The following is a 26,993-nucleotide window of genomic DNA, read 5'->3' as shown; positions in this document are numbered from 1 at the left end:
CTATTGTCCCATCAGCGCACTGGCGGAAAAATTGTGCTCAGGATCACGGCCAGCAAAGTAATCCTGCAGCGTCGAACTCAGCTGCACGGGGTCCCACGCGGCGCCGTCGGCGCTGAATTTCCGCTCCACGGTCGGCGCGGCGACCAACGTCACCTGTGGACCGTAGACGATGAACACCTGACCGTTCACCTCGGCGGCCGCCGGGGACGAAAGGAACTTCACGAGATTGACCACATGCTCCGGCGACAAGGGGTCGATGCCGCCCGCTTCCACCTCGGGTGCGTCGCCGAAGACGTCGGCCGTCATCGCGGTGCGGGCGCGGGGGCAGATCGCGTTCGCGCACACCCCGTAGCGGCCCAGCGCCCGCGCGGCCGTCAGGGTGAGCGAGATGATGCCGGCCTTGGCGGCGCCGTAGTTCGCCTGCCCGACCGGACCGACCAGCCCGGCCTCCGACGCGGTGTTGACGATCCGGCCGAAGACCTGGCCGCCCGCTTCCTTGGCCTTGGAGCGCCAGTAGGTCGCCGCGTTGCGGGTCAGCAGGAAGTGACCGCGCAGGTGCACCGCGATGACGAGATCCCACTCCTCGTCGGACATGTTGAACAGCATCCGGTCGCGGGTGATCCCGGCGTTGTTCACCACGATGTCGAGGCCGCCCAGCGAATCGGCCTGAGCAACCAGTTCGTCGGCGGTCGCGCGTTCGCTAATGTCACCGGCCACGGCGACCGCCTTCGACCCGGCCGAGTTGATCTCGTCGATAACGTCGGAGGCATCTAACGCCGCGGCGATGTCGTTGACGACTACGGTCGCGCCTTGGCGGGCCAGGCCGAGCGCCTCGGCGCGCCCCAGGCCCGCGGCCGCACCGGTCACCACCGCGACCTTTCCGGAGAGATCGGTCGCGTTCGTGCTGCTAGTCAATTTATGAATACCTCTAGTTTCGGAATGCGCGCTCTGGGCTGGAGATTAGTCGGCGCGCTGAAGTGCCGCGCGCGGGCATTCGGCGATCGCCTGCTCGGCCAGCTTTTCCTGATCCGCGGGAATCGGGTCGAGCTTCACGACGGCGTAATCCTCGTCGTCCAGGTCGAAGATATCCGGGGCAATTCCCAAGCACACCGCGTTACCTTCGCATCGGTCACGGTCCACGATCACCCGCACTGCACCCTCCTAGAACCAGGCCTTCACCGAAGGACTCGTCTCATCAGTATGTAGGTCCACCATAGGGCCCCGACAGCTTCGGCGAAACGGTCGCTGGATTCCCAGACTAGAACGTGTTACAACCGGGGAGGCGAACGGGTAGCCGTTGGTCGAGCTGCAGCCTGTGACAAGGCTTGTTACTCCGAACGTCGTAAACCTCAAGGACGGCCGAAATGCGCATCAGTTACACCCCGGAACAAGAGGAGCTGCGTCGCGAGCTGCGGTCCTACTTCACCGACCTGATGACCCCCGACCGCCGGGAGGCGCTGACCTCGTCGGGCGGCGGCGAGGTCGGCACCGGCACCGCGTATCGCGACACCGTCGCGCAGATGGGCAAGGACGGGTGGCTCACCCTGAACTGGCCCAAGGAGTACGGCGGTCAGGACCGCTCCCCGATGGACTCGCTGATCTTCACTGACGAGGCCGCCATCGCCGGCGTGCCGGTGCCGTTCCTGACGATTAACAGCGTGGCGCCCACGATCATGGCGTTCGGCACCGAGGAGCAGAAGAAGTTCTTCCTGCCCAAGATCGCGGCCGGCGAACTGCACTTCTCCATCGGCTACTCCGAGCCCGGCGCCGGCACCGACCTGGCGAACCTGCGCACCACGGCGGTGCGCGACGGCGACGACTACGTCATCAACGGCCAGAAGATGTGGACCAGCCTGATCGCCTACGCGGACTGGGTGTGGCTGGCGGTGCGCACCAACCCCGAGACCAAAAAGCACCGCGGCATCTCGATGCTGACCGTGCCGACGACCGCCGAGGGCTTCTCCTGGACTCCCGTGCACACCATGGCCGGCGTGGACACCAGCGCCACCTACTACTCCGATGTGCGCGTCCCGGTGACCAACCTGGTCGGCGAGGAGAACGGCGGCTGGAAGCTGGTGACCAATCAGCTCAACCACGAGCGGGTCGCGCTGGTCTCGCCGCAACCGATCTTCCTGGCCCTGCGCGAGGTTCGCGAATGGGCGCAGAACACCAAGGACGCCGGCGGCGCCCGGCTGATCGACTCGGAATGGGTGCAGATCAACCTGGCCCGCGTGCATGCCAAGGCCGAGGTGCTCAAGCTGATCAACTGGGAACTGGCGTCAGCGTCGAGCGAAACCCTGAACCCGGCGGACGCGTCGGCGGCCAAGGTGTACGGCACCGAGCTGGCCACCGAGGCCTACCGGCTGCTGATGGAGGTCCTGGGTACCGCCGCGACGGTGCGCCAGAATTCGCCGGGCGCGTTGCTGCGCGGCCGGGTCGAACGGATGCACCGGGCGTGCCTGATCCTGACGTTCGGCGGCGGCACCAACGAAGTGCAGCGCGACATCATCGGCATGGTCGCCCTCGGCCTGCCCCGGAACCGCTGAGCCGCTACGGAATAGAAGGACGGACGTTCATGGATTTCACCACCACCGAAGCGGCGAACGACCTCGGCAACCTGGTCGACACCATCGTGGACTCGGTATGCACACCCGAACACCAGCGTGAGCTCGACCGGCGAGATCCGGGGGCACCTCCCGCTTGCGGGGGACGCTTCGACCGCGCCCTGTGGGGCAAGCTGATCGACGCCGGCATCCTGTCCAGCGCGTCGGCCACCTCGCTCGGGGGTGACGGCTTCGGCGCGCTCGAGCAGATCGCGATCCTGGTTGCGCTGGGGCACCAGCTGGCCGCCGTGCCGTACCTGGAATCCGTGGTGCTGGGCGCCGGGGCGCTGGCCCGGTTCGGTTCCGAAGAGCTGCAACAAAATTGGGGCGTGCCTGCGGTCAACGGCGAGAAGACGCTCGGCGTGGCCCTCGACGGTGAGATGGGCGAGGGGCCGGTGCGGGCGGCCGGCGCCGGCGCCGGCGCCGGTTACCGGCTGACCGGAACCCGCACCCAGGTCGGCTTCGGCCCGGTGGCCGACGCGTTCCTGGTCCCGGCCGAAACGGACTCCGGCACGGCCGTTTTCCTGGTCACCGCCGAGGACCCGGGCGTCACCGTGACCGCGCTGAAAACCACCGGCCTGGGTAGCGTCGGGCACCTAGCTCTGGACGGGACCGAGGTGGACGAGGGTCGCAAGGTCGGCGGCGCCGAGGTCGTCACGTGGCTCGGCACACTGGGCACGTTGGGCCGCAGCGCTTTCCAGCTCGGGGTTCTCGAGCGGGGCCTGCAGATGACGGCCGAATACGCGCGTGAGCGTGAGCAGTTCGACCGCCCGATCGGCAGCTTCCAGGCGGTGTCGCAGCGGCTGGCCGACGGCTACATCGACGTCAAGGGGCTGCGGCTCACCCTCACCCAGGCGGCCTGGCGGGTCTCGGAGGACATTCCGGCCGAAATCGACGTCGCCAGTGCGGCGTTCTGGGCGGCGGATGCCGGTCACCGGGTGGCGCACACCATCGTGCACGTGCACGGCGGCGTGGGCGTCGACACCGATCACCCCGCTCACCGTTATTTCCTGGCCGCCAAGGAGATTGAGTTCGCCCTGGGCGGTGCGACCGGTCAGCTGCGGCGGATCGGCCGGGAGCTGGCGGAGACGTCCGCTTAGGCGCGATGGAACTCACCGACGACCTGACCGTCACCAAGCTGCTGGCGCCGCTCACCGAGATCGACGATCGGGGTATCTACTTCGAGGACTCGTTCACCAGCTGGCGCGACCACCTGCAGCAGGGTGCCGCGATCGCCGCGGCGTTGCGGGCTCGGCTCGACCCCGCCCGGCCGCCGCACGTCGGCGTGCTGCTGGAGAACACCCCGTTCTTCTCGGCGATGCTGGTGGCGGCGGGCATGTCGGGCATCGTGCCGGTGGGACTCAACCCGGTGCGTCGCGGCGAGGCGCTGCGGCGCGACATCGCCCGGGCCGACTGTCAATTGGTGCTGGCGGATTCGAAATCGTCTGAGACGCTGGGCGATATCGAGCACCTGAACGCCGACTCCTCCGAGTGGACCGACGAGGTCGCCGCGCACCGCGCCACCCCGATCTCCTTTCAGGACGCGTCACCGACGGATCTGTTCATGTTGATCTTCACGTCGGGCACCAGCGGCGAGCCCAAGGCGGTCAAGTGCAGCCACGGCAAGGTCGCGATCGCGGGCGTGACGATGTCGGCGCGCTTCGGCCTGGGCCGCGACGACGTCTGCTACGTGTCGATGCCGCTGTTTCATTCCAATGCGGTGTTGGTCGGCTGGGCGGTGGCGGCGGCCTGCGAGGGCTCGATGGCGTTGCGGCGCAAGTTCTCCGCCTCGAACTTCATCGTCGATGTCCGTCGCTACGGTGCCACCTACGCCAATTACGTGGGCAAGCCCCTGTCGTATGTGCTCGCCACGCCCGAGCAGCCCGACGATGCCGACAACCCGCTGCGCGCGGTGTACGGCAACGAGGGCGTGCCCGACGACATCGAGCGCTTCGGCCGCAGGTTCGGGTGCGTCGTGCAGGACGGGTTCGGTTCCACCGAGGGCGGCGTGGCCATCGCACGCACGCCCGACACACCCCCGGGTTCGCTGGGCCCGCTTCCGCCGGGTATCGACATCATTGATCCCGACACCGGGGCATCCTGCCCGCCTGGCGTGGTCGGCGAACTGGTCAACACCGCGGGGCCGGGGCGTTTCGAGGGTTACTACAACGACGAGGCGGCCGAGGCCGAACGGATGGCCGGCGGCGTGTACCACAGCGGTGATCTGGCCTACCGCGACGACGCCGGCTTCGCGTATTTCGCTGGGCGGCTGGGCGATTGGATGCGAGTCGACGGGGAAAACCTCGGCGCCGCGCCGATCGAGCGGGTATTGCTGCGCCACCCCGACGTCGCCGAGGTCGCGGTGTACCCGGTTCCGGACCCGAGGGTCGGCGACCAGGTGATGGCCGCGTTGGTGATGGCCCCGGGCGCCGAGTTCGACGACGAAAAGTTCCGCGCGTTTCTGGCCGGGCAGCCGGATTTGGGACCCAAACAATGGCCGTCGTACGTGCGGATCAGCGCCGAACTCCCGCGGACGGTGACGTTCAAAGTGTTGAAGCGCCAACTGGCCGCTCAGGGCGTCGATTGCGACGATCCGGTGTGGAAGATCCAGCGCTAGGGACCCGGGACGGGCGTTACCGCCGGATGCGCCGTCCACGCAGTAAACTCAGCGCTTGATGAAAATCCGTGAAACGATCGCCGGCTCGATCCTGGTCGGGTCGCTGGCTGGCGCCGCGCTCGGGCTGAGCGCCGGTTTCGCCACGGCGGATCCACCTCCGCCGCCTCCCCTGCCTCCCCCACCGCCGCTGGTGTGGTCGCCGCCGACGCCGGACCCCGGGCCGTGGGAAGCCCCTCCCCCGCAGGAGGAAGGGCCCCCGCTGCCGCCGCCGGGCTGACGGTTCCGCCCGGCACCCGGCGCCGCCACGTACATGCCGCAACGACAAGGAGACGCGATGGTTGACGCGCCGCTCCCCCGCCTCGGCGTCGTGGTGCCGCACGCCGATGTCGGAGCCAGCGCGTGACGGCACGGCCGCTCGAGCTCGCGCTGGAAGCCAGCTTCGAACAGCTCTCGGCCGCGGTGCCGGCGAACGTCGGCGTCGCGATCGCCCGGCCGGACAGAACCTTTTCGCTGGGCAGCTGGTGGTCGGGCGTGGCATGGTCGACCATCAAGGTGCCGTTGGCGATAGCGGCGCTGCGCAGCGATTGGCTGGGCGCGCGCGATTTGGTCGTCAAAGCCATCACCGAATCCGACAATCGCGCCTCTGAACAGTTGTGGTCGCAATTGGGTGAGCCGGCGGTTGCGGCGCGACGGGTCCAGTCCGTCGTGGCCGAAGGCGGTGACACCGCGACCGTGGTCGAATCGCGTCGGCTTCGCCGCGGTTTCACCGCGTTCGGCCAAACCCAGTGGAGCCTGCAGCGTCAAGCGCGGTTCGCCGCGGAGCTGTCGACCATTCCCGACGCCGTCGAAGTGATCGACCTGATGCAGCGCCTCGTCACCGGCGACCAGTGGGGTCTGGCCGCCAAAGGCATTGCCGCGAAGGGTGGTTGGGGGCCGGGGATGCACGGCGAGTACCTGGTCCGGCAATTCGGCATCGTCCCCACCCCGTCCGGTCACTGGGGCGTGGCCCTGGCGGCCGACGCGGACGACGGCGCGTTCGAGACGGGCGTCGACGTGGTCAATACGATGACGGACTGGCTGCTGAGCCGGCTGCCGACGCTAGCCCGTTATTGACGGCACCACGGCGTCGATCAGATGCGGCCCGGGTTCGGCGAAGGCGGCCCGCAGCGCATCTGTAAATTTCTCGGCCGTGGTGACGCGCCGGGCGGGCACTCCCATGCCCTCGCTGATCTTCACGAAATCCATTGCGGGGTCGGATAAGTCGAGAAGTGAGAGCGCCTCGGGCCCGGGTGCCGACCCGGCGCCGACGCGTTGCAGCTCGATCCGCAGGATGTCGTAGGCGCTGTTGTTGTACAGCACGGTGGTCACGTTGAGGTTCTCGCGGGCCTGGGTCCACAATCCCGAAATCGTATACATGGCCGAGCCATCGGATTCCAGACACAGCACCGGACGATGGGGGGCGGCCACCGCGGCGCCCACCGCCGCCGGGATGCCGTAGCCGATCGCGCCGCCGGTCAGGGTCAGCCAGTCGTGTGCCGGCGCCCCGGCGGTGGCCCCCGCGAGCAGCACGCCCGAGGTGTTCGACTCGTCGACCACGATCGCCGCGTCGGGCAGCAGCGCCCCGATCACGTCGGCGGCCGACGCGGAGGTCAGCGCGCCCGTGGGTAGCGGGGGACGCGATGCGGGCGCCACCGGCGCTTCGGTGCCGGGGGCGATCTGGTCGGCCAAAGCGATCAAAGCGTCTGCGGCGCCGCTGTATTCGGCGAGCACGAGCACCTCGCAGCCGGCCGGTACCAGGTCGCTGGGCATGCCGGGGTAGGCGAAGAACGACACCGGCGACTTGGCGCCGGCCAGCACCAGATGCTTGGCGCCGTCCAACTGGGCCGCGGCCGCCTCGGCGAAATAGGCTAGCCGGTCGACCGCGGGGACGCCGGCCCCCCGCTCGAGACGGGTGGGGAAGGTTTCGCACAACACGCGCGCTCCCGTCGCCGCCGCAATGCGGGTGGCCGCCGCCAGCCCGGCACGGCGGGTGGCGTCGCCGCCCACCATGATCACCGTCGGCTCGCCGGAGCCGAGCACCTCGAGCACCTCGGGGGCCAGCAGGGGATCGGCGCCCGTCGGCTGGGCATCCAGGTTGGAGAACAGCTGGGCGCCGTCGGACCAGGACACGTCGGCGGGCAGGATCAGCGTCGAAATCTGCGAACCCCACCGGCTGGCCGCGATGCCTTCGACGGCATCGGCCGAGACCGCAGAGGCGTCACCGGTGCGGCGCACCCAGCCCGAGACGCTGCCGGCCAGCGCGTCGATGTCGGATTCCAGTGGGGCGTCGTACTTTTTGTGATAGGTGGCGTGGTCGCCGACGACCACCACCATCGGCACCCGCGCGCGGCGCGCGTTGTGCAGGTTGGCCAGGCCGTTGCCAAGCCCGGGACCCAAGTGCAGCAGCACCGCGGCCGGTCGATCGGCGATGCGCGCGTAACCGTCGGCCGCCCCGGTGGCCACCCCCTCGAACAGCGCCAGCACGCCGCGCATGCGCGGCACGGCGTCCAGCGCCGCGACGAAGTGCATCTCCGACGTGCCCGGGTTGGCGAAACACACGTCGACGCCGCCGTCCACCAGGGTGTTGATCAGGGCCTGGGCACCGTTCACTTAACTGCCTCCAGTCGGAAAACTCGTTCGGCGTTGCCGCGCAGGAAATCTCGGCGGGCCTCGTCGGACAGCCCGAGGTCATCCAGTCCGGCCAGCGCGTGTTCGTGGGTGACCATCGGATAATTGGTGCCGAACAACACTTTTCGTTGCCCGGTACCGGTCCTCATGAATCTGACGAGTTCGTCCGGCAACCGCTTGATGGTGTACGCCGAGGTGTCGATGTAAACGTTTTCATGCTTGCGGGCGACCGCGACCATCTCCTCGGTCCACGGGTAGCCGACATGGCCACAAACGATCACCAGCTCCGGGAAATCGAGCGCCACCTGGTCGATGTAGGGGATCGGGCGGCCGGTCTCCGACGGGCGCAAGGGGCCGGTGTGACCGACCTGGGTGCAGAACGGCACCCCGGATTCCACGCACTGGGCGAACAGCGGATAGTAACGACGATCGGTGGGCGGGGCGTCCCACAACCAGGGCACCACCCGCAGTCCGACGAATCCTCCGTCGGCTATCCGGCGGCGCAGCTCCCGGACGGCTTCCATCGGGCGGTCCAGGTCGACGGCGGCCAGGCCGAGCAGCCGGTTCGGGTGCGCGGCAACCCATTGCGCCACCTCGTCATTGGAGACCAGGTCGGCTCCGCCGGGCCCACGCCAGGCGCTGAGCACACCCAAGTCGACGCCGGCGGTGTCCATCGACGCCAGGGTCGCGTCGATCGGGATCTCGGTGTCGGGGATCGACCCGCCCGTCCACCGCCGCAGCGACGCCAGCATGTCACTGCGCAAAAACCGCGCAGTCGGATGCTGCATCCAGACATCGATCGTCATGCGATTCGACTCTAGACCGGGGCCCGCCGCCCTCCGAGCTCAGATGGTCAGCGCTGCGCGGGCGCAGGCGTGGGTCTGCTGCGCGTACCCGCCACCGAACAGCACCACGTGCGCCAGCAGCCCGAAGAGCTGATGCAGGCCGGTGCGGTCGCGCCAGCCGGGCCGCACCGCTCGCACTTGTTGGTAGCCGTCGATGACCGCGTCGTAGTGCGGGCAGCCGAACAGCGCGAGCATCGCCAGGTCGGTCTCGCGGTGACCGGCGTGCGCGGCCGGGTCGATGAGCACCACACCGTCGGGCGTCCACATCACGTTCCCGCTCCACAGATCGCCATGCAGCCGTGCCGGCCGGTCGTCGTCGTCGAAATCGCCGGCGCGGCAACGGGCCGCAACGGAATGCACGGCGTCGAGGGTGGCGGCGTCCAGGCGCGGGGCGGCGAGTTCGGCTATCGGGGTCAGCCGTTCGTCGGCATAGAACTCGCCCCAGTGCCGGTGCCGTCGCAGCGAGAGCGGCAGGGGCTGCGACAGCGGCCCGAAGAAACCCGGTCCGTCCCAGCCGTCCGGCCCGGCACCGAACGCCGGCGCGCCGGCGTCGTGCGTGACGGCCAGCCGGCTACCGAACGTGCGCGCCGCCTCTGGCGTCGGGCGCGCGGAGTCAAGGCGCCGCAGGGTCAGGCTGGTGTCGTCCACCGCGACGACCCGCGCGCACGGCACGCCGCCGTCGACGGCGGAAAGCCATTGCAGCCCTGCGGCTTCGGCCGCAAAGAACCCGGCGGGCGCGCCCGCTCGCTGTTTGACGAAGTCGGTCACACCGCGCGCGGGCCTAGCGCTGAAAACGCATCACGCGGTCGCGTGGGCGGCGTGCACGTCATCGGCCGGCCGGGCCTCGGTCTGCTCCTTGGCCCAGCGGTAGTCGGGCTTGCCCGCGGGCGAGCGCTTGACCTCGTCGACCAGCCACAGGCTGCGCGGCACCTTGTATCCCGCGATCTCGGAGCGCACGAAGCGGTCCAGCTCCGACAGCGCGGGCCGGGCGCCCGGGCGGGGCTGCACGACGGCGGCGACGTGCTGGCCGTAGCGCGGGTCGGGCACGCCGACCACCAGGGCGTCGAAGACGTCGGGGTGGCCCTTGAGCGCGGCCTCGACCTCCTCGGGGTAAATCTTCTCGCCGCCGCTGTTGATCGACACCGAGCCGCGGCCCAGCATCGTGACGGTGCCGTCCTCCTCGACGGTCGCGTAGTCGCCTGGGATGGCGTAACGCACGCCGTTGAACGTCTTGAAGGTCTCGGCGGTCTTCTTTTCGTCTTTGTAGTAACCGACCGGAATGTTGCCCTTCTTGGCGATGAAGCCGCGCACACCGGAACCGGGCTTGACCTCGTTGCCCTGCTCGTCGAGGACGACGGTGCGGTGGTCGATCGTCACGCGCGGGCCGCCGGCGTGCGGCGCGTCCTTGGCGACGATGCTGGTGCCGCCGAATCCGGTTTCCGATGACCCAATCGAGTCGGTGATAACCCGGTTGGGCAGCAGCTCGAGGAACTTCTCCTTGATGCTCGGTGAGAACAGCGCCGCGGTCGACGCGAGCAGGAACAGCGACGACAGGTCATATTCGTTGCCCTTGTCCTGGTGTGTCAGCAGCGCGTCGAGCAGCGGCCGCGCCATCGCGTCCCCGGTGAAGAACAACAGGTTCACCTTGTGCTCGTGAATCGTGCGCCACACCTCGTCGGCGTTGAATTCCGGTGTGAGCACGGTGGTGTGGCCAGCAAAGATGGACATCCAGGTGGATGATTGGGTGGCGCCGTGGATCATCGGCGGGATCGGGTAGCGGACCATCGGCGGGTTGGCGGCCGCGGCCCTGGCAAGGTCGTACTCGTCCTGGACGAATTCGCCTGTGGCGAAGTCGGTTCCACCGAACAGCACGCGGTAGATGTCCTCGTGGCGCCACATCACGCCTTTGGGAAAGCCCGTCGTGCCGCCCGTGTACAGCAGGTAGATGTCGTCGGCGCTGCGCGGGCCGAAGTCGCGCTCGGGCGAGCTCTGCGCGATCGCCGAGTAGAACTCGACGCCGCCGTAACGCTGGAAGTCGTTGTCGCTGCCGTCCTCGACGACCAGGACCGTCTTGACGTCGGGGGTGTCGGGCAGCACGTTGGCCACCCGGTCGGAGTACTGGCGCTCGTGCACCAGCGCGACCATGTCGGAGTTCTCGAACAGGTAGCGCAGCTCGCCCTCGACATACCGGTAGTTGATGTTCACCAGGATGGCGCCGGCTTTGACGATGCCGAGCATCGCGATGACGATCTCGATGCGGTTGCGGCAGTACAGGCCGACCTTGTCGTCCTTTTTCACCCCCTGCCCCAACAGGTAGTGAGCCAGGCGGTTGGCCTTCTCCTCTAACTGGACATAGGTCAACTTCTCGTCGCCGCAGATCAGGGCGACACGGTCGGGCACAGCGTCGATGGCGTGCTCTGCGAGATCGGCAATATTCAAGGCCACGGCCACCAAATTAGAACGTGTTACATTTCGAGGCAAGCTCGTGCCCATAGTCGAGGGAAAGGCGGTAGCCGTGACCGTGGAGAATGCCGGAACCCCAGCAAACACCGAAAACGGGGAGACCGGACCGGACGCGCTGGTGGAACAGCGTGGTCACACCCTCATTGTGACCATGAACCGGCCGCACCGCCGCAACGCCTTGAGCACGGAAATGATGGAAATCATGGTCCAGGCCTGGGACCGCGTGGATAACGACGACGACATCCGCTGCTGCATCCTGACCGGGGCCGGTGGCTACTTCTGCGCGGGCATGGACCTCAAGGCGGCAACCCAGAAGCCGCCGGGTGAGTCATTCAAGGACGGCAGCTACGACCCGTCGCGAATCGACGCCCTGCTCAAGGGCCGCAGGCTCAAGAAGCCGCTCATCGCCGCCGTCGAAGGCCCGGCCATCGCGGGGGGCACCGAGATCCTGCAGGGCACCGACATCCGGGTGGCCGGTGAGAGCGCCAAGTTCGGCATCTCCGAGGCCAAGTGGAGCCTGTACCCGATGGGCGGCTCCGCCGTGCGGTTGGTGCGCCAGATCCCCTACACCGTGGCGTGCGACCTGCTGCTGACCGGCCGGCACATCACCGCCGCGGAAGCCAAGGACATGGGCCTGATCGGCCACGTCGTTCCCGACGGGCAGGCGCTGGCAAAGGCGCTCGAGATCGCCGAAGTGATCGAGAACAACGGACCGCTGGCCGTCCAGGCGATCCTCAAGACGATCCGCGAGACCGAGGGCATGCACGAGGAAGAGGCCTTCAAGCCCGACACCGCCAACGGCATACCAGTGTTCCTCTCCGAGGACTCCAAGGAAGGCCCGCGCGCGTTCGCCGAGAAGCGCAAGCCCAACTTCAAAAACCGCTAGTGCCTTCGCGAGCGTAAGCGCACTGCGAAATCTCGCGTGTTTTTCCGCAGTGCGCTTACGCTCGCGCGCCGAAGGCGTTACAGCAGTGGCGCGCTGGGGGTGAAGACCACCGGCATCGCTTCCAGGCCACTGACGAAGTTCGCCGGCCGCAGCGGCAGGGTCGAGTCGTCGTCGGCCAGCCTGAGATCCGGCAGCCGCTTGAGCACCCGCTCGGTCATCATCGACAGCTCGAGCCGGGCCAGCTGGTTGCCCAGGCAGAAGTGCGTGCCGAACCCGAAGGCCATGTGGCTGTTCGGGTTTCGCCGGATGTCGAAGTTGTCCGGGTCTTCGAACACCGACTCGTCGAAGTTGCCCGACTCGAACAGCAGCATGATCTTCTCGCCCTCGCGGAGTTCGGTGCCGTGAAAGTCCGTGTCGGCTGTCAAAGTTCTGCACATGTTCTTCACCGGCGACGTCCAGCGCAGCATCTCCTCGATGGCGCCGGGCAGCAAGGACGGGTCGCGCACCAGGGCATCCCACTGCTCGCGGTGGCGCACCAGCTGTTCCGTCCCCCCGCTCAAGGTGTGTCTGGTGGTCTCGTCGCCGCCGATGAGGATGAGCAACGTCTCCATGACGATCTCGTCGTCGGACATCCGCTGCCCCTCCACCTCGGCGTTGACCAGGATGGAGAACAGGTCATCGGTGGGCTCGGCGCGCCGCTTGGCGATGATGTCCATGGTGAACGCGGTGTAGGCGGCGAAAGCCTCCATCACGGTTTGGAATTCGGCCGACGCGGGGTCGATGTGCGAGCTCAGCCCGCACACCAGGTCGTCGGACCACTTCAACAGCATGCCGCGTTCGGAGGGCAGCACGCCCAGCATGTCGCCGATCACCGCCATGGGCAGCGGGGCGGCGATGTCGCGGACGAAGTCACACTCGCCGCGCTCACACACCGCGTCGATCAGCGTGTCGCACAACTTGGCGATGGACGGCTCCTTCTCCTTCACCCGCTTGCGGGTGAAGCCGGCGTTGACCAGCTTGCGCCGCAACAGGTGCGCGGGGTCGTCCATGTCGATCATGTACGGCATGCCGGGCTGATCGGGACGGATGCCGCCCGTGCTGGAGAACAGCTCCGGATTGCGTTCGGCGTCCAGGATGGCTTGATAGGTGGTGGCGCCGGCCAGGCCGTTGCGATCGCGAAACACCGGCTGGTTGGCGCGCATCCAGCGGTAGGCCTCGCGCGAGGTGTGACGGTCGGCGTAGAAATTGCCGTCTGCCAGGTCGATATTCGAGATCGCTTCCGGGATGGTCGAAGTCATCTACAGCCTCCAAAGGTTGACGAACGGATTACAGTAACCGGCATGCCTGAGTCACAACACGTAGTTGCGGGGACCGTCCTCACCATGCCGGTGCGGATACGAAAAGCCGACGTGCACACCGCGATGTTTTCGGTGGATGCGCAAGCGGCGCAACGCCTTATCGACTACAGCGGCCTGCAGGTCTGCCAGCCCCGCCCCGGTCGGGCGGTGGTGAACCTGATGCTGGCGCGCTACATCGACGGCGATTTGGGCCAGTACCACGAATTCGGTACCTGCGTCATGGTCAACCCGCCCGGCTCGACGGCCCGCGGCTGGCGGGCCCTGGGCGATGCGGCCGCGTTCATTCACCATCTGCCCGTCGACCAGAGCTTCACCCTGGAAGCCGGGCGCTCGATCTGGGGATTCCCGAAGATCATGGCGGACTTCACCGTTCGTGAGCACGGCCGGTTCGGATTCGACGTCAGCGCCGACGGCGCCCACATCGCGGGCATCGATTTCGCCCGCGGGCTGCCGGTGCCCTCGATGTTCACGTCGCGCCCGCAGGTGCTCAAGACCTACACCTTCGCCGAGGGCACCACCCGGGAAGTGCCCTGGGAGATGCGGGTGCGCGGGCTGCGCGGTCGGCCCGGCGGGGCGACGTTGCGCCTGGGTGATCACGCCTACGCCGAGGAGCTGGCGTCGCTGGGCCTGCCGAAGCGCGCGATGGCCTCCGGATCGGTCGGCCACGTCGAGATGACCTTCGGCGACGCCCACCCGCTCGGCTGACCGGCCGGGCGCGTCCCCCTCGCCGCTTCGCGGCTGGGGGCACCCCCGCTGCATCGTCGTCAGGCGTGCCATCCGGACAATCTAGAACGCGTTCTAAGCCCCTGGCAAGAAAATTAGAACGTGTTCTAGTTTGTCCCGGGCGGGGGTCAAATCAGGGTCGCCAGCTCGCGGACCTGCTCCGTACTGCGGCCGGACACCACCATCATGGTGACGCCGGCGTTCTCCCAGGCCTTGATCTGCTTACGCACGTAGTCGACGTCGCCGACGATCGCGGCGTCGTCGATCACCTCGTCGGGGATGATTTCCGCGGCCTTGTCCTTCTGGTTGCTGCGGAACAGCTTCGTCACGTCGTCGACCACTTCGGAGTAGCCCATCCGCCGGTAGACGTCGGCGTGGAAGTTGGTGTCCTCGGCACCCATGCCGCCCATGTAGAGCGCGATGTAGGGCTTCATGGCCGCGAACGCGGCGCTGCGGTCCTCGGTGATGACGATGTTGGCCGTCGCGCAGATCTCGAAGTCCGCGCGGCTGCGGCGGGCGCCCGGACGGGCGAACCCCTCGTCCAGCCACTCGTTGTAGGTGTCGGCCATCCGCGGCGTGTAGAAGATCGGCAGCCAGCCGTCGCAGATCTCGGCGGCCAGCGCGACGTTCTTCGGCCCCTCGGCGCCCAGCATGATCGGGATGTCGGCCCGCAGCGGATGAGTGATGGGCTTGAGCGGCTTGCCCAGACCCGTTGCGCGCTCACCGGTCAGCGGCAGCGGGTAGTGCGGCCCGGCGCTGGTCACCGGGGCTTCGCGCGCCCACACCTGCCGGATGATGTCGATGTACTCACGGGTGCGGGCCAGCGGTTTGGGGAACGACTGGCCGTACCAGCCCTCGACCACCTGCGGGCCGGACACACCCAGTCCGAGGACGTGCCGGCCGCCGGACAGGTGGTCGAGCGTCAGCGCCGCCATCGCGCAGGCCGTCGGGGTGCGCGCGGACAGCTGAACCACCGACGTGCCCAGCCGCACCCGCGACGTCGACGAGCCCAGCCAGGCCAGCGGGGTGTAGGCGTCCGACCCCCAGGCCTCGGCGGTGAAGACCGCGTCGTAGCCGGCCTCCTCGGCAGCGGCGACGAGCTCGCCGTGGTTCTGCGGCGGCTGAGCGCCCCAATATCCCAGCTGCAATCCCAGCTTCATCGTCGTCACCCTTCCGTCGCCGACCCGATGTTGAATCCGTTCTTAGAACCTGTTCTACTCGATGGCGTGACAGCCAGCTCGAGTAGCCCGCCCCTGATGGATCACCCTGAGCCACCGCTCGCCGCGCCACTGACGTTGTCCTTCGACTACACCCGTTCAGTCGGCCCCACGCTGAGCAAGTTCTTCACCGCCCTGCGCGACCGCCACATCCTGGGCGTGCGCGGATCGGATGGCCGGGTGCATGTGCCGCCGGCCGAATATGACCCGGTCACCTATGAGCCGCTCGGCGAGATGGTACCGGTGTCCAGCGTCGGCACGGTGGTCTCATGGACCTGGCAGCCCGACCCCATCGAGGGACAGCCGCTGGACCGGCCGTTCGCCTGGGCCCTGATCAAGCTCGACGGCGCCGACACCCCGCTCATCCACGCGGTGGATGCGGGCGAGCCGAAGGCCATCAAGACCGGCAGTCGGGTGCACGCGCACTGGGTCGACGAGCCGGTGGGCGCCATCACCGACATCGCCTATTTCGCGCTCGGCGAGGAAGCCGAGGCGGTGGCCGAGCAGTCCGACGGCGACAAGGACCCGGTGACCATGATCGTCACGCCGGTGTCGCTGACCATCCAGCACAGCGCCTCGCACGAGGAGAGCGCCTACCTGCGGGCCATCGCGCAAGGCAAACTGCTCGGCGCGAAGACGGGCGAGAACGGCAAGGTCTATTTCCCGCCGCACGGCGCCGATCCGGCGACCGGCCAACCGACGACCGAGTTCGTCGAGCTGCCCGACAAGGGCACCGTCACGACGTTCGCGATCATCAACATCCCGTTCCAGGGCCAGCGCATCAAGCCGCCCTATGTGGCCGCCTACGTGCTGCTCGACGGAGCCGACATCCCGTTCCTGCATCTGGTCGCCGACATCGACGCCCACGAAGTGCGGATGGGCATGCGCGTCGAGGCGGTGTGGAAACCCCGTGAGGAGTGGGGATTTGGCATCGACAACATCGAGTACTTCCGGCCGACCGGGGAACCCGACGCCGACTACGACACCTACAAGCACCACCTGTAAAGGGCTTAGGAACACATGAGCGCTCGCAGCGTTGCGGTCGTGGGCTTTGCCCACGCCCCACACGTCCGCCGCACCGACGGCACCACCAACGGTGTCGAGATGTTGATCCCATGCTTCGCCCAGTTGTACGAGGAGCTGGGCATCGAAAGGACCGACATCGGCTTCTGGTGTTCCGGATCATCCGATTACCTTGCCGGACGCGCATTTTCGTTCATCTCGGCGATCGACTCGATCGGTGCCGTTCCGCCGATCAACGAGTCGCACGTCGAAATGGACGCCGCCTGGGCGCTTTACGAGGCCTACATCAAAATCCTCACCGGCGAGGTGGACACCGCGCTGGTGTACGGCTTCGGCAAGTCCTCGGCCGGCATCCTGCGCCAGATCCTGTCGCGGCAGACCGATCCCTACACGGTCGCGCCGCTGTGGACCGATTCGATCTCACTGGCCGGGCTGCAGGCGCGCATCGGGCTCGACACCGGCAAGTGGACCCAGGAGCAGATGGCGCGGGTGGCCTTCGACTCCTTTGCCAATGCGCGCCGCGTGGACAAGGTCGAGGGGTCGATCAGCGTGGCCGAACTGCTCGAGCGGCCGTTCTTCGCCGACCCGCTGCGCCGCCACGACATCGCGCCGATCACCGACGGCGCCGCGGCGATCGTGCTCGCGGCCGGCGACCGGGCACGTGAGCTGCGGGAAAACCCCGCCTGGATCACCGGAATCGAGCACCGCATCGAAACCCCGTCACTCGGCGCGCGCGATCTCACCGAATCACCGTCGACGAAGGCCGCGGCCCACGTGGCCACCGGCGGCCGAACCGACAACCTCGACGTGGTCGAGATCTGCGCGCCCTTCACCCACCAGCACCTGATCCTCGAGGAAGCGATCCGCGTCCCCGGACCGACCAAGGTGAACCCGTCCGGTGGCGCGTTGGCGGCCAACCCCATGTTCGTCGCCGGCCTCGAACGCATCGGCTTTGCAGCACAACACATCTGGAACGGCTCGGCTGAGCGGGTGCTGGCGCACGCCACCAGCGGGCCCGCGCTCCAACAGAACCTAGTCGCGGTCATGGAAGGAAAGAACTGATGGCCGGTGCAGGGCCGAACGTCGCTGCGGTATTAGGTACCGGACAGACGAAGTACGTCGCCAAACGCCAAGACGTTTCGATGAGCGGCATGGTGCGCGAGGCGATCGATCGAGCGCTGGCCGACTCCGGCAGCACCTTCGATGACATCGACGCCGTCGTGGTCGGCAAGGCGCCGGACTTTTTCGAGGGCGTGATGATGCCCGAACTGTTCATGGCCGACGCCATGGGCGCCACCGGCAAGCCGCTGATCCGGGTGCACACCGCGGGCTCGGTCGGCGGGTCCACCGGTGTCGTGGCCGCCAGCCTGGTGCAGTCCGGCAAGTACCGCCGCGTGCTCGCGATGGCCTGGGAGAAGCAGTCGGAGTCAAACGCCATGTGGGCGTTGTCGATTCCGATTCCGTTCATCAAGCCGGTCGGCGCGGGCGCGGGTGGTTACTTCGCCCCGCACGTGCGCTCGTACATTCGCCAATCCGGCGCCCCGACGAACATCGGCGCCATGGTCGCGGTCAAGGATCGGCTCAACGGCGCCAAGAATCCGCTGGCGCACCTGCACCAGCCCGACATCACGCTGGAGAAGGTGATGTCGTCGCCCATGCTGTGGGACCCGATCCGCTACGACGAGACGTGCCCCTCGTCCGATGGCGCGGCCGCCGTGGTGATCGGCAACGAGGAGGCCGCCGAAGCCCGTCTGGCGCAAGGACATCCGGTGGCGTGGATCCACGCCACGGCGTTGCGCACCGAGCCGCTGCAGTTCGCGGGACGCGACCAGGTGAGCCCGCAGGCCGGCCGCGACGCGGCCGCGGCGCTGTGGAAGGCCGCCGGCATCGAAAGCCCCATCGACGAGATCGACGCCGCGGAAATCTACGTGCCGTTCTCCTGGTTCGAGCCGATGTGGTTGGAAAACCTCGGTTTTGCCGCCGAGGGTGAAGGCTGGAAACTAACCGAAGCCGGCGAGACCAAGATTGGGGGCCGGTTGCCGGTCAACCCGTCGGGCGGCGTGCTGTCGTCGAACCCCATCGGCGCCTCGGGCCTGATTCGCTTCGCCGAAGCGGCGATCCAGGTGATGGGCAAAGGTGGCGACCACCAGGTGCCCAACGCACGAAAGGCCTTGGGACACGCCTACGGCGGTGGCTCGCAGTACTACTCGATGTGGGTGGTGGGCGCCGACAAGCCGGCGGCCCAGAAGGTGGATGCGTGACCGCCCATCCGGCGCACGAGGCCGGCCGCCGCTCCCGCGAGGCGGTGGCGGCCAGGGACAAGGATGCCTGGCTGGCGGTGTTCGCCGACGACGCCATCGTCGAGGACCCGATCGGACCGTCGGTGTTCGACCCCGAGGGCCTCGGCCACCGCGGCCGTGACGCCATCTCGGCGTTCTGGGACAAGGCGATCGCCCCCACCACCAAGATCGAGTTCTTCTTCCGCGACACCTACCAGTGTGGCAACGAGGAAGCCAACGTCGGGCACATCCTCATCACGACGGGCGAGTACCAGACGACCGCCGAGGGCGTCTTCACCTACCGGGTCAACGCCGAGGGCCAGATGGTGGCCCTGCGCGCCTACTGGGAGATGGAGCGCGCGGCGGCCAACACCCGCAAGATCTAGAGCGGTTCCAGCCCGGCCAGATGCCGCTGGGCGAGGTCGCGGTAGGCCTGCGGGTTCAGCTTTACCCACATCTCGGCACCGGTCCCGGCGACCGGGCCCTTGATCTGCGCCGGCGCGCCGACCGCCAGCATCCCGGCCGGGATCTGGGTGCCGGCCGTCACCAGCGAATGCGCAGCGATCAGACTGCGCGCGCCGATCACCGCACCGTCGAGCACGGTGGCGTGGTTCGCGATCAGCGCCTCCTGACCGACGTGCACGCCGTGAATGACGCACAGATGCGCGACCGTCGCACCCGGACCGATGTCGACCGGGATTCCGGGCGGCGCGTGCAGAACCGAGCCGTCCTGGACGTTGGCGCCCTCGCGCACCACGATGGGCCCGTAGTCGCCGCGCAGCACGGCGTTGAACCAGACCGAGGCCCCCGCCTCCACCACGACGTCGCCGATCAGGGTGGCCGTCGGGGCAACGAAAGCGGTCGGATCGACCCGTGGCTCGCGGCCCTCGAACGCAAACAGCGGCATCGTTTAGATATACCGCAGCGTGCATATGCCGTGGCCAGGCGCGCCGTCGTTGCGCGCCCCCGCTGCAAAACTGTAACGTGTTCTAGTTAGAGGCCCAGCGAGTTGGAGGTGACAGGTGAGTACCGACACCAAGGCGGTCGGCATCCGGGAGATCGATCCCGGCGCCTTGCCGACCAGATTTGCCCGTGGCTGGCACTGCCTGGGCGTTGCGAAGGACTTCCAGGACGGCAAGCCGCATTCGATCGAGGCGTTCGGGACCAAGCTGGTGGTCTTTGCGGACTCGCAGGGCGACCTGAAGGTCCTCGACGGCTACTGCCGCCACATGGGCGGCGACCTGTCCGAGGGCACCATCAAGGGCGACGAGGTGGCCTGTCCGTTCCACGACTGGCGCTGGGGTGGCGACGGCCGCTGCAAGCTCGTGCCCTACGCCAAGCGCACCCCCAAGACGGCGCGCACCCGGTCGTGGACCACCGACGTGCGCGGTGGCCTGCTGTTCGTCTGGCATGACCACGAAAACAATCCGCCGGACCCCGCGGTGCGCATTCCCGACATCCCCGAAGCGGCCAGCGATGAATGGACCGACTGGCGGTGGAACAGCATCCTCATCGAGGGGTCCAACTGCCGCGACATCATCGACAACGTCACCGACATGGCGCACTTCTTCTACATTCATTTCGGGTTGCCGACGTACTTCAAGAACGTCTTCGAGGGCCACATCGCCTCGCAGTACCTGCACAACGTGGGCCGGCCCGACGTCAACGATCTCGGCACCACTTACGGGGAGGCGCACCTTGACTCCGAGGCCTCCTACTTCGGGCCGTCGTTCATGATCAACTGGCTGCACAACAGCTACGGCGGCTACAAGGCCGAATCGATTTTGATCAACTGCCACTACCCGGTGACCCAGAACTCGTTCGTGCTGCAGTGGGGCGTCATCGTCGAAAAGCCCAAGGGCATGGACGAAAAGATGACCGAGAAGCTCTCGAAGGTGTTCACCGAGGGCGTCAGCAAGGGCTTCCTGCAGGACGTCGAGATCTGGAAGCACAAGACCCGCATCGACAATCCGCTGCTGGTCGAGGAGGACGGCGCCGTATACCAGTTGCGCCGTTGGTATCAGCAGTTCTACGTCGACGTCGCCGACATCGAGCCGGAAATGGTGGAGCGCTTCGAGATCGAGGTGGACACCACCCGCGCCAACGAGTACTGGAATGCCGAGGTCGAAGAGAACCTCAAGGCCAAGGACTCGGAGGCGGACGAGGCCGTCACCGACGACGTGCCGGCCAAGCAACACTAGGAATCATGGGCGACGATCAGCCGGCGGTACCTGACGTCGATCAGCTTGCGCGATCGATGCTGTTGCTGCATGGCGATCACCACGACCACGACGAGAAGCCCGCCGGCGACGGCGGGTCCCGATCCTGGTCGAAGTCAAGGGATTTCGCCAACGACCCGCAGCGCGCCGCGGCCGTCGCCGAAGCGAGCCGCGCCGACCGTGAGCGATACCTCAACTCGGGTCTGATGCCGGTGGACTGCCGGTTCTGCCACGTGCGGGTCACCGTCCGCAGGCTCGGGCCGGGACACACGGCGGTGCAATGGAACACCGAAGCGTGGCAGCGCTGCGCGCACTTCACCCAGGTGCGTGAGTCCGGTGGCGACACCGCGCGCACCCGGTCGTGCCCCAAACTCGCCGACAGCATCGAGCATGCGGTCGCCGAGGGCTACCTCGACGACGATCCGGACGAAGACTGAGCGATTCGTGACGTTGTCGCTCAGAAGCGGGCAACGGATGTGCCCGCCGGCACGGAAACCATTGTGGCGCCTGAGACTCACAGGCCCGCGAATCGCTCCTTGACCGTCTCGGTGGTGAGGCCGTAGTCGGCCAGCGAGTAAGTGTGCTTGGGCGCCCGCGGACCGGACTGGCTGTCCGCGTGGGTCTTTTCCATCGCGGCCCTAGCCTCGTCGGTCAGCGTCAGGCCGAAGTGCCGGTAGATGTCGGCCACGGTGCCCAACGGGTCGGCGATCAATTCCTTGTACTCCACGTCGTAGAACTGCGACGGGCTGTATTTCGCGCGCGCGGTGTTGAACCTCTCCAGCCCCCTCGACCAGGTTTCCATTGCGTCGGCACCGATTTGGGCCCCGGTGAACGACGTCGACCATCCCTCGGCGGTGTGCTGCGCCAGCGAGCACATCGAGGCCATGATCGTTTCGACCGGGCGGTGGGTCTGGATCACCAACGCGTCGGGATAGGTCGCCATCAACGCGTCCAGCGCGAACAGGTGGCTGGGATTCTTGAGCACCCACCGCTTGTCGGCGTCGTTGAGCCCGATCAGTTGCAGGTTCCGGCGGTGCCGCTGATACGACGGCGTCCAGTCCTGTTCCGAGAGCCACCGCGAGTAGGTGGGCAGGTGCGCCAGCGTCTCGTAGGAGGCCGAATGCAGCGACTGCCGCAGCAGCTGCCAGCACTCCTCCAGCTCGTACGCCGCCATGAAATGCAGACCCGTGTAGTCCGGGTTTTCGGCGTGGTGCTTGTTGAACTGTTCGTTCAGTTGGCTGTAAAACGGGTTGGATTCCCAAGTTTCACGCGGCGGGCGCGGCTGCGGGAATTCGGCCAACCACAGATGCAGCCCCTGGTGCGCGGGGTCGGCGCCAAGCAGCCGGTGCAAAGCTGTGGTGCCGGTGCGCACCAGCCCGGTCACGAAGATCGGCCGCTCGATGACGACGTCCGCGTGCTGCGGGTATTGCTTCCAGGTAGCTTCGGAGAGCAGCCTGGCCACCAGCGCGCCGCGCAGGAAGAACCGATTCATCTTGCTGCCCAACGGCGTCAGGTCGGCATCGCGGCGGTAGGAGTCCAGCAGCACCTCCAGCGCTTCGAGGTAGTTGTCGTCGTTGGTACCGAAATCGTCTAGCCCGATCATCTTGCTGGCCGACGCCTTCAAATCGTCAACGGTGCCGACATCGGTGCGTGCAACCGTCATCGCCATCTCCTCCTCATCGCTTCGCTCTGCATCGTCGATGGCGGCATCAGGTGTGATACTCCCCGCAATTGACATCCAAAGTCTGCCCGGTGATACCGCTGGACAGGTCGCTGGCCATGAACAGGATCGCCGAGGCAACCTCGTCCTCGGTTGGTAGCCGCTTCAGATCGGAGCCGGCCGCGGTGGCCTCGTAGATCTGCTCGGCCGTGGTGCCGTACTTGCCGGCCTGGTGGTTGAAGTAGCCCTGCAGGGTTTCACCCCAGATATAGCCAGGTGCAACGGAATTGACCCGGATCCCCTGCTCGCCCAGCTCGGTGGCCAGCGAATGCGACATGGACAGCAGCGCCGACTTGGCCATCTTGTAGGCGCCGTACTTCGCCTGCGAGTGCCGCAACACCATGGAGTTGACGTTGACGATCGAGCCCTTCGACTCGGCCAGCGCCGGCGTGAACCCCTGGATGAGCCGCAGCGCGCCGAGCGCGCTGAGTTCGATCGCGTCGCGGATATGCTGAAAGCTGGTGCTGGAGAACGGTTTCAGCGACGGCACCCGGAACGCGTTGTTGATCAGCACGTCGACCTTGCCGTAGGCCTCCAAGGTGGCTTCGACCAGGTTGCTCACCTGGTCATCCTCGGTGATGTCCGTGCGCACCGTCGTCGCCCGGCCGCCGAGGTCGGCGATCTGCTTGGCGACGTCGTCCAGGCGTTCCGGTGTGCGGGCCGCCAGCACCAGGTCGGCACCTTCCCGCGTGCATCGGTGCGCCAGCGTCGTGCCCAGACCCGGGCCGACGCCGCTGATCACCACTACCTTGCCGTCGAGCAACTTCGTCATCCCAGCATCCTCGCCTGAATCTGTTGGTGGCGCAGCGCAATACGGGCACGCCAGTCGTCCTCTGAGATCTTGTTGTGGTCGTAGTACGGCAACGCGGCCGAAACCTTGTCGATGTCGACCACCTCGACGCTCGGACCGTCGGCATCGGTGAGCTCACGCGACACCCGCTGCCAGCGGAACTGCAGGAAGCCCCGCCGATGGCCGAGCGTCTCGACCCAGTTCGTCACTCCCGGGTTCTGATCGGCGACGACCATGCGCACCTTGCCGTCCGGATCCGCCTGCGCCTGAGTGTTGTTCAGGGAGGTCTGGTGGTTGATGTAGTCCAGCGAGATGTACCAGAGGCTGCCCAGCTGGAAGCCGAGATAGGGCGCGTCGGTGACCGGGATGGTGATGACCATCGCCTGATCCGGTCGCAGGTCGAAGTGCCCGACCGACGAGTACTGCGTGGCCAGTCCGCCCGGAGTCAGCCGCGGCGGCACCATGGTGTTGACCGGCAGGTCGAGATAAAACCACTGCGGGAATTGCAGCCAGGTCTTCACTCGCTGGACGAGTTGCTTTCCCGCCGTGGCGTAACGCTTTTCGATGAGCTCACGGGTCAACGGCGGCGGTGCGGTGCCCGCCGTGTCGAGCCGCGAGATCGCCAGCGTGCCGCGCTGAGCCGACCAGTCCCCGTACACCTCGCGGATCACCAATTGGCCGGGGCTGGTGGGTCGCACCCGCCACTCGAAGCTGCCGTCGGGCGCGATCTCGAGCTCGCGATCGTCGAACGCGGCCTGGCTGACGGGCACGAAGTCGTCCGTGTACTCGCCGCCGAGTAGCTGGAAACTCAGGTCGGTGGTGGTTCCGCGCCTGCCGGTGACCACGTAGTCGTGGTTGGCGTGCACCCGGGTACCGAAATAGAGGGTGTCGGGGTTGTCCAGGCCCATCTTGGTGAACGGCCCGGTACCCGACTGCAGGAAGGGATGGTCGCGGTCGTAGTCCACGGCGAGATGGATGCAGGCCGAGATGCAGCCGGCCAGATACTGCAACCCTTCCAGCAGGTCGGCTTCGGTCTCGATGAACGGTGCGTCGGCGACCAGCTGCTCGGCCTCGGCGATCGCAGCGGTGAGGGAATCAGAGAACACGCCTAGACGCTAGAACGTGTTCTACTTTTTCGTCAATGGCGAACGTTCCCGCGCGTCGACCACAGCGTTCAAAGACGACGCCGACTCACTACGGAGGGCACGAGTGGGACAGGTCGATCAGGTGCTGCCGGACGTCGGGATGCCGGTTGAGGTAATCGATGACGTTGCCGTTCCCGCCCTCCGCCTGCGACCTTTGCTGCAGCTGCTGGTGAAGATCCGGGTGCTTTTGCAGGTACGAATCGATGGATTGCCCCACGTCCTGGTTGCATTGCGCGTTGGCCGTGCCGGCCAAGGGCACGGCGATCACCGTTGCGGCGGCAGCGGTCATCAATCCCCCGGCGAGCAGGCCGTACAGCCCGCGGCGACGGGCGCCGACTGTGTTGGATGTGCTCATACGGCCAGGTTACTCGCGGTAGCTTTGCGCCGCCTGTGCGTGCGTTCGGGCGAACCGGCAGGTCAACGCGGGGCCGCGGCGCCGCTTTCCTGCTCGCGCTTGATCTCCAGCGCGATGTCGATCAGCTGGTCCTCCTGGCCGCCGATCAGCTTGCGCTGGCCCGCGCGGTGCAGCAGCTGATGGGCGGGCACACCGTAGCGCTCGGACTGGCGGATGGCGTGCTTGAGGAAGCTCGAGTACACCCCGGAGTACCCCATGATCAGGGCGTTGCGGTCGAGCAGGCACTCGGCGGGCATGGCCGGGGCGACCACCTCTTCGGCGGCGTCGGCGATGTCGAAGAAGTCGATCCCGGTCTTCACGCCGATCTTGTCGAACACCCCGATCAGCGCCTCGACGGGGGCATTGCCGGCACCGGCGCCGAAGCGGCGGCACGAGCCGTCGATCTGCTTGGCGCCCGCCCGGACGGCCTCGACGCTGTTGGCCACCCCGAGGCCGAGGTTCTCGTGGCCGTGGAAGCCGACCTGGGCATCGTCGCCGAGCTCGGCGACCAGTGCCGCGACCCGGTCACGCACGCCCTCGAGGACCAGCGCCCCGGCCGAATCGACCACATAGACGCACTGGCAGCCCGCGTCGGCCATGATGCGCGCCTGGGCGGCCAGCTTCTCCGGCGTAATGGTGTGGCTCATCATCAGGAACCCGACGGTTTCCAGACCGAGTTCGCGGGCCAGGCCGAAGTGCTGGATCGACACGTCGGCCTCGGTGCAGTGCGTGGCGATGCGGCAGATCGAGCCGCCGTTGTTCTGGGCCTCCTTGATGTCTTCCTTGGTGCCCACGCCGGGCAGCATCAGGAAGGCGATCTTGGCTTCTTTGGCGGTCTCGGCGGCGAGCTTGATCAGCTCTTGCTCGGGGGTCTTGGAGAACCCGTAGTTGAAGCTCGAGCCCCCCAGTCCGTCGCCGTGGGTGACCTCGATGACGGGCACCCCGGCGGTGTCCAGCGCGGCCACGATGGCGCCGACTTCGTCCTTGGTGAACTGGTGACGCTTGTGGTGGGAACCGTCCCGCAGCGACGTATCCGTCATCCGCACGTCCCAGATCGGGTTGAAGAAAATCTCCCGGGTGCTCATGATTGCGCTCCTCCGGCCGTCGCGCTCAGGGATTCCTTGGCGATCTCCTCGCCGACCTTGGTCGCGGCGGCCGTCATGATGTCCAGATTTCCAGCGTAAGGCGGCAGGTAGTCGCCCGCACCCTCGACTTCGACGAACGTGGTGACCAGCGCCTGGCCGCCGGAGTTGATCGACGGGTCGTCGAACTGGGGCTCGTTGAGCAGCCGGTATCCCGGCACATAGGTTTGCACCTCGGCGACCACGTCGTGGATGGACTTGGCGATCGCGTCGCGGTCGGCGTCCTCGGGGATGGCGCAGAAGATGGTGTCGCGCATGATCATCGGCGGGTCGGCCGGGTTCAAGATGATGATCGCCTTGCCGCGCGTGGCGCCCCCGATGGTCTCCACCCCCCGGCTGGTCGTCTTGGTGAACTCGTCGATGTTGGCCCGGGTCCCGGGGCCGGCCGACAGCGAGGCGACCGAGGCGACGATCTCGGCATACGGCACGCCCCCGAGGTCGGCGACGGCGCGCGACACCGCGTAGACGATCGGGATGGTGGCCTGCCCGCCGCAGGTGATCATGTTGACGTTCGGCGCGTCCAGGTGCTGGCGCAGGTTGGCCGGCGGGATCACCGCGGGTCCCACCGCCGCCGGCGTCAGGTCGATGGCCCGTATGCCGGCCGCCTCGTACTTGGGGGCGGCGTCGCGGTGCACGTAGGCGCTGGTGGCCTCGAATACCAGGTCGGGCTTCTCCGGCTGCGCCAACAGCCAGTCCACACCCTCGTGGGTGGTCTCCAGACCCAGCTTGCGGGCGCGGGCCAGGCCCTCGCTCTCCGGGTCGATACCGACCATCCAGCGCGGTTCCAGCCAGTCCGATCGCAGCAGCTTGTAGAGCAGGTCAGTGCTGATATTCCCCGACCCGACAATGGCCACAGTCGCCTTAGTCGGCATGATGCCCCTTTTCGAAGCTTTTGAGATTTA

Annotated in this window: 28 protein-coding genes; 13 read left to right on the top strand and 15 right to left on the bottom strand. The window is 67.3% G+C overall.

What is annotated here, in order from left to right; genetic code table 11:
• Both AC5Y5B_RS20495 and AC5Y5B_RS20490 read right to left on the bottom strand, forming a co-directional pair.
• Nucleotides 1-915 (bottom strand): 3-oxoacyl-ACP reductase, encoded by a 915-nt coding sequence (locus AC5Y5B_RS20495; RefSeq protein ID WP_112632207.1) that lies wholly within the window; start codon nt 913-915, stop codon nt 1-3.
• 45 nt (nt 916-960) lie between these two features.
• Nucleotides 961-1,152 (bottom strand): ferredoxin, encoded by a 192-nt coding sequence (locus AC5Y5B_RS20490; protein ID WP_500006216.1) that lies wholly within the window; start codon nt 1,150-1,152, stop codon nt 961-963.
• A gap of 212 nt (nt 1,153-1,364) precedes the next feature.
• Here AC5Y5B_RS20490 and AC5Y5B_RS20485 point away from each other — a divergent pair, with 212 nt between their 5' ends.
• The 5 genes from AC5Y5B_RS20485 to AC5Y5B_RS20465 all read left to right on the top strand — a co-directional run bounded on the left by AC5Y5B_RS20485 (nt 1,365) and on the right by AC5Y5B_RS20465 (nt 6,333).
• Nucleotides 1,365-2,546, top strand: coding sequence for an acyl-CoA dehydrogenase (locus tag AC5Y5B_RS20485; RefSeq protein WP_500006215.1), 1,182 nt, complete (start codon nt 1,365-1,367; stop codon nt 2,544-2,546).
• A gap of 29 nt (nt 2,547-2,575) precedes the next feature.
• A complete protein-coding gene (locus AC5Y5B_RS20480) occupies nt 2,576-3,703 on the top strand; it encodes an acyl-CoA dehydrogenase family protein (protein WP_112632204.1) in 1,128 nt (375 codons plus the stop codon).
• Between the two features lie 5 nt (nt 3,704-3,708).
• A complete protein-coding gene (gene fadD17 / locus AC5Y5B_RS20475) occupies nt 3,709-5,220 on the top strand; it encodes a long-chain-fatty-acid--CoA ligase FadD17 (protein ID WP_112632203.1) in 1,512 nt (503 codons plus the stop codon).
• A gap of 58 nt (nt 5,221-5,278) precedes the next feature.
• Nucleotides 5,279-5,497 carry a hypothetical protein gene (locus AC5Y5B_RS20470; RefSeq protein WP_112632202.1) on the top strand — a complete coding sequence of 73 codons (219 nt, stop codon included), beginning with the start codon at nt 5,279-5,281 and terminating at the stop codon, nt 5,495-5,497.
• Between the two features lie 122 nt (nt 5,498-5,619).
• On the top strand, nt 5,620-6,333 hold the full coding sequence (locus AC5Y5B_RS20465) for a serine hydrolase (RefSeq protein WP_112632201.1): 714 nt from the start codon (nt 5,620-5,622) through the stop codon (nt 6,331-6,333).
• Here the strand turns inward: AC5Y5B_RS20465 and AC5Y5B_RS20460 are convergent.
• The 4 genes from AC5Y5B_RS20460 to AC5Y5B_RS20445 are packed head-to-tail and all read right to left on the bottom strand — an operon-like array spanning nt 6,319 to nt 11,183.
• Complete coding sequence (locus AC5Y5B_RS20460; protein ID WP_500006214.1) at nt 6,319-7,869, bottom strand: acetolactate synthase large subunit; 1,551 nt, start codon at nt 7,867-7,869, stop codon at nt 6,319-6,321. The genes AC5Y5B_RS20465 and AC5Y5B_RS20460 overlap by 15 nt on opposite strands.
• Nucleotides 7,866-8,693 (bottom strand): amidohydrolase family protein, encoded by an 828-nt coding sequence (locus AC5Y5B_RS20455; protein WP_112632199.1) that lies wholly within the window; start codon nt 8,691-8,693, stop codon nt 7,866-7,868. The genes AC5Y5B_RS20460 and AC5Y5B_RS20455 overlap by 4 nt, the downstream gene beginning before the upstream one ends.
• Before the next feature lie 39 nt (nt 8,694-8,732).
• Complete coding sequence (locus AC5Y5B_RS20450) at nt 8,733-9,500, bottom strand: fructosamine kinase family protein (RefSeq protein ID WP_500006213.1); 768 nt, start codon at nt 9,498-9,500, stop codon at nt 8,733-8,735.
• Nucleotides 9,501-9,530: 30 nt separating this feature from the next.
• Nucleotides 9,531-11,183, bottom strand: coding sequence for an acyl-CoA synthetase (locus AC5Y5B_RS20445; RefSeq protein WP_500006212.1), 1,653 nt, complete (start codon nt 11,181-11,183; stop codon nt 9,531-9,533).
• A 34-nt stretch (nt 11,184-11,217) separates the two neighbouring features.
• Here AC5Y5B_RS20445 and AC5Y5B_RS20440 point away from each other — a divergent pair, with 34 nt between their 5' ends.
• Nucleotides 11,218-12,081, top strand: coding sequence for a crotonase/enoyl-CoA hydratase family protein (locus tag AC5Y5B_RS20440; protein WP_430918195.1), 864 nt, complete (start codon nt 11,218-11,220; stop codon nt 12,079-12,081).
• 77 nt (nt 12,082-12,158) lie between these two features.
• Here the strand turns inward: AC5Y5B_RS20440 and AC5Y5B_RS20435 are convergent, their stop codons facing one another.
• Nucleotides 12,159-13,379, bottom strand: a complete 1,221-nt coding sequence (locus AC5Y5B_RS20435) for a cytochrome P450 (RefSeq protein WP_112632196.1) — start codon at nt 13,377-13,379, stop codon at nt 12,159-12,161.
• Nucleotides 13,380-13,421: 42 nt separating this feature from the next.
• On the opposite strand from AC5Y5B_RS20435, the gene AC5Y5B_RS20430 reads away from it, so the two are divergent.
• Nucleotides 13,422-14,144, top strand: coding sequence for an acetoacetate decarboxylase family protein (locus tag AC5Y5B_RS20430; RefSeq protein ID WP_205869054.1), 723 nt, complete (start codon nt 13,422-13,424; stop codon nt 14,142-14,144).
• A 146-nt stretch (nt 14,145-14,290) separates the two neighbouring features.
• On the opposite strand, the gene AC5Y5B_RS20425 is transcribed toward AC5Y5B_RS20430, so the two are convergent.
• Complete coding sequence (locus AC5Y5B_RS20425) at nt 14,291-15,322, bottom strand: LLM class F420-dependent oxidoreductase (protein WP_112632194.1); 1,032 nt, start codon at nt 15,320-15,322, stop codon at nt 14,291-14,293.
• Nucleotides 15,323-15,388: 66 nt separating this feature from the next.
• Between AC5Y5B_RS20425 and AC5Y5B_RS20420 the strand changes: the two genes are divergently transcribed.
• The 4 genes from AC5Y5B_RS20420 to AC5Y5B_RS20405 are packed head-to-tail and all read left to right on the top strand — an operon-like array spanning nt 15,389 to nt 19,067.
• Nucleotides 15,389-16,384 (top strand): Zn-ribbon domain-containing OB-fold protein, encoded by a 996-nt coding sequence (locus AC5Y5B_RS20420; protein WP_500006211.1) that lies wholly within the window; start codon nt 15,389-15,391, stop codon nt 16,382-16,384.
• Nucleotides 16,385-16,399: 15 nt separating this feature from the next.
• Nucleotides 16,400-17,464 carry a thiolase family protein gene (locus AC5Y5B_RS20415; protein ID WP_500006210.1) on the top strand — a complete coding sequence of 355 codons (1,065 nt, stop codon included), beginning with the start codon at nt 16,400-16,402 and terminating at the stop codon, nt 17,462-17,464.
• Complete coding sequence (locus tag AC5Y5B_RS20410; RefSeq protein WP_500006209.1) at nt 17,464-18,663, top strand: thiolase family protein; 1,200 nt, start codon at nt 17,464-17,466, stop codon at nt 18,661-18,663. The genes AC5Y5B_RS20415 and AC5Y5B_RS20410 overlap by 1 nt, the downstream gene beginning before the upstream one ends.
• Nucleotides 18,660-19,067: a nuclear transport factor 2 family protein gene (locus AC5Y5B_RS20405; RefSeq protein WP_112632190.1), complete on the top strand. Its 408-nt coding sequence runs from the start codon at nt 18,660-18,662 to the stop codon at nt 19,065-19,067. The genes AC5Y5B_RS20410 and AC5Y5B_RS20405 overlap by 4 nt, the downstream gene beginning before the upstream one ends.
• Here the strand turns inward: AC5Y5B_RS20405 and AC5Y5B_RS20400 are convergent.
• Nucleotides 19,064-19,588 (bottom strand): gamma carbonic anhydrase family protein, encoded by a 525-nt coding sequence (locus AC5Y5B_RS20400; RefSeq protein ID WP_112632189.1) that lies wholly within the window; start codon nt 19,586-19,588, stop codon nt 19,064-19,066. The two genes, AC5Y5B_RS20405 and AC5Y5B_RS20400, sit on opposite strands and share 4 nt — an antisense overlap.
• A 115-nt stretch (nt 19,589-19,703) precedes the next feature.
• On the opposite strand from AC5Y5B_RS20400, the gene AC5Y5B_RS20395 reads away from it, so the two are divergent.
• Together AC5Y5B_RS20395 and AC5Y5B_RS20390 are read left to right on the top strand one after the other, a co-directional pair.
• Complete coding sequence (locus tag AC5Y5B_RS20395) at nt 19,704-20,882, top strand: 3-ketosteroid-9-alpha-monooxygenase, oxygenase component (protein ID WP_112632188.1); 1,179 nt, start codon at nt 19,704-19,706, stop codon at nt 20,880-20,882.
• A gap of 5 nt (nt 20,883-20,887) precedes the next feature.
• Complete coding sequence (locus AC5Y5B_RS20390) at nt 20,888-21,337, top strand: hypothetical protein (RefSeq protein WP_112632187.1); 450 nt, start codon at nt 20,888-20,890, stop codon at nt 21,335-21,337.
• Nucleotides 21,338-21,414: 77 nt separating this feature from the next.
• Here AC5Y5B_RS20390 and AC5Y5B_RS20385 read toward each other — a convergent pair whose 3' ends face one another.
• The 6 genes from AC5Y5B_RS20385 to AC5Y5B_RS20360 all read right to left on the bottom strand — a co-directional run bounded on the left by AC5Y5B_RS20385 (nt 21,415) and on the right by AC5Y5B_RS20360 (nt 26,963).
• Nucleotides 21,415-22,563, bottom strand: coding sequence for a sulfotransferase family protein (locus AC5Y5B_RS20385; protein WP_500006208.1), 1,149 nt, complete (start codon nt 22,561-22,563; stop codon nt 21,415-21,417).
• A gap of 46 nt (nt 22,564-22,609) precedes the next feature.
• Nucleotides 22,610-23,392, bottom strand: coding sequence for an SDR family oxidoreductase (locus AC5Y5B_RS20380; RefSeq protein ID WP_112632185.1), 783 nt, complete (start codon nt 23,390-23,392; stop codon nt 22,610-22,612).
• On the bottom strand, nt 23,389-24,516 hold the full coding sequence (locus tag AC5Y5B_RS20375; RefSeq protein ID WP_112632184.1) for a hypothetical protein: 1,128 nt from the start codon (nt 24,514-24,516) through the stop codon (nt 23,389-23,391). The genes AC5Y5B_RS20380 and AC5Y5B_RS20375 overlap by 4 nt, the downstream gene beginning before the upstream one ends.
• A gap of 88 nt (nt 24,517-24,604) precedes the next feature.
• On the bottom strand, nt 24,605-24,910 hold the full coding sequence (locus AC5Y5B_RS20370) for a hypothetical protein (protein WP_112632183.1): 306 nt from the start codon (nt 24,908-24,910) through the stop codon (nt 24,605-24,607).
• Nucleotides 24,911-24,972: 62 nt separating this feature from the next.
• Nucleotides 24,973-26,034, bottom strand: coding sequence for a 4-hydroxy-2-oxovalerate aldolase (dmpG, locus tag AC5Y5B_RS20365; RefSeq protein WP_112632182.1), 1,062 nt, complete (start codon nt 26,032-26,034; stop codon nt 24,973-24,975).
• The gene (locus AC5Y5B_RS20360; RefSeq protein WP_112632181.1) at nt 26,031-26,963 is read right to left on the bottom strand and encodes an acetaldehyde dehydrogenase (acetylating); all 933 of its coding nucleotides are present in this window, start codon (nt 26,961-26,963) and stop codon (nt 26,031-26,033) included. Before AC5Y5B_RS20360 ends, dmpG begins: the two co-directional genes overlap by 4 nt.
• Between the last annotated feature and the right edge of the window lie 30 nt (nt 26,964-26,993).

The sequence above is a fragment of the Mycobacterium sp. NGS33 genome, assembly GCF_059812885.1.
The sequence above is the reverse complement of the archived record's forward strand: the minus strand, read 5'-3'. Positions and strand labels throughout refer to the sequence as shown.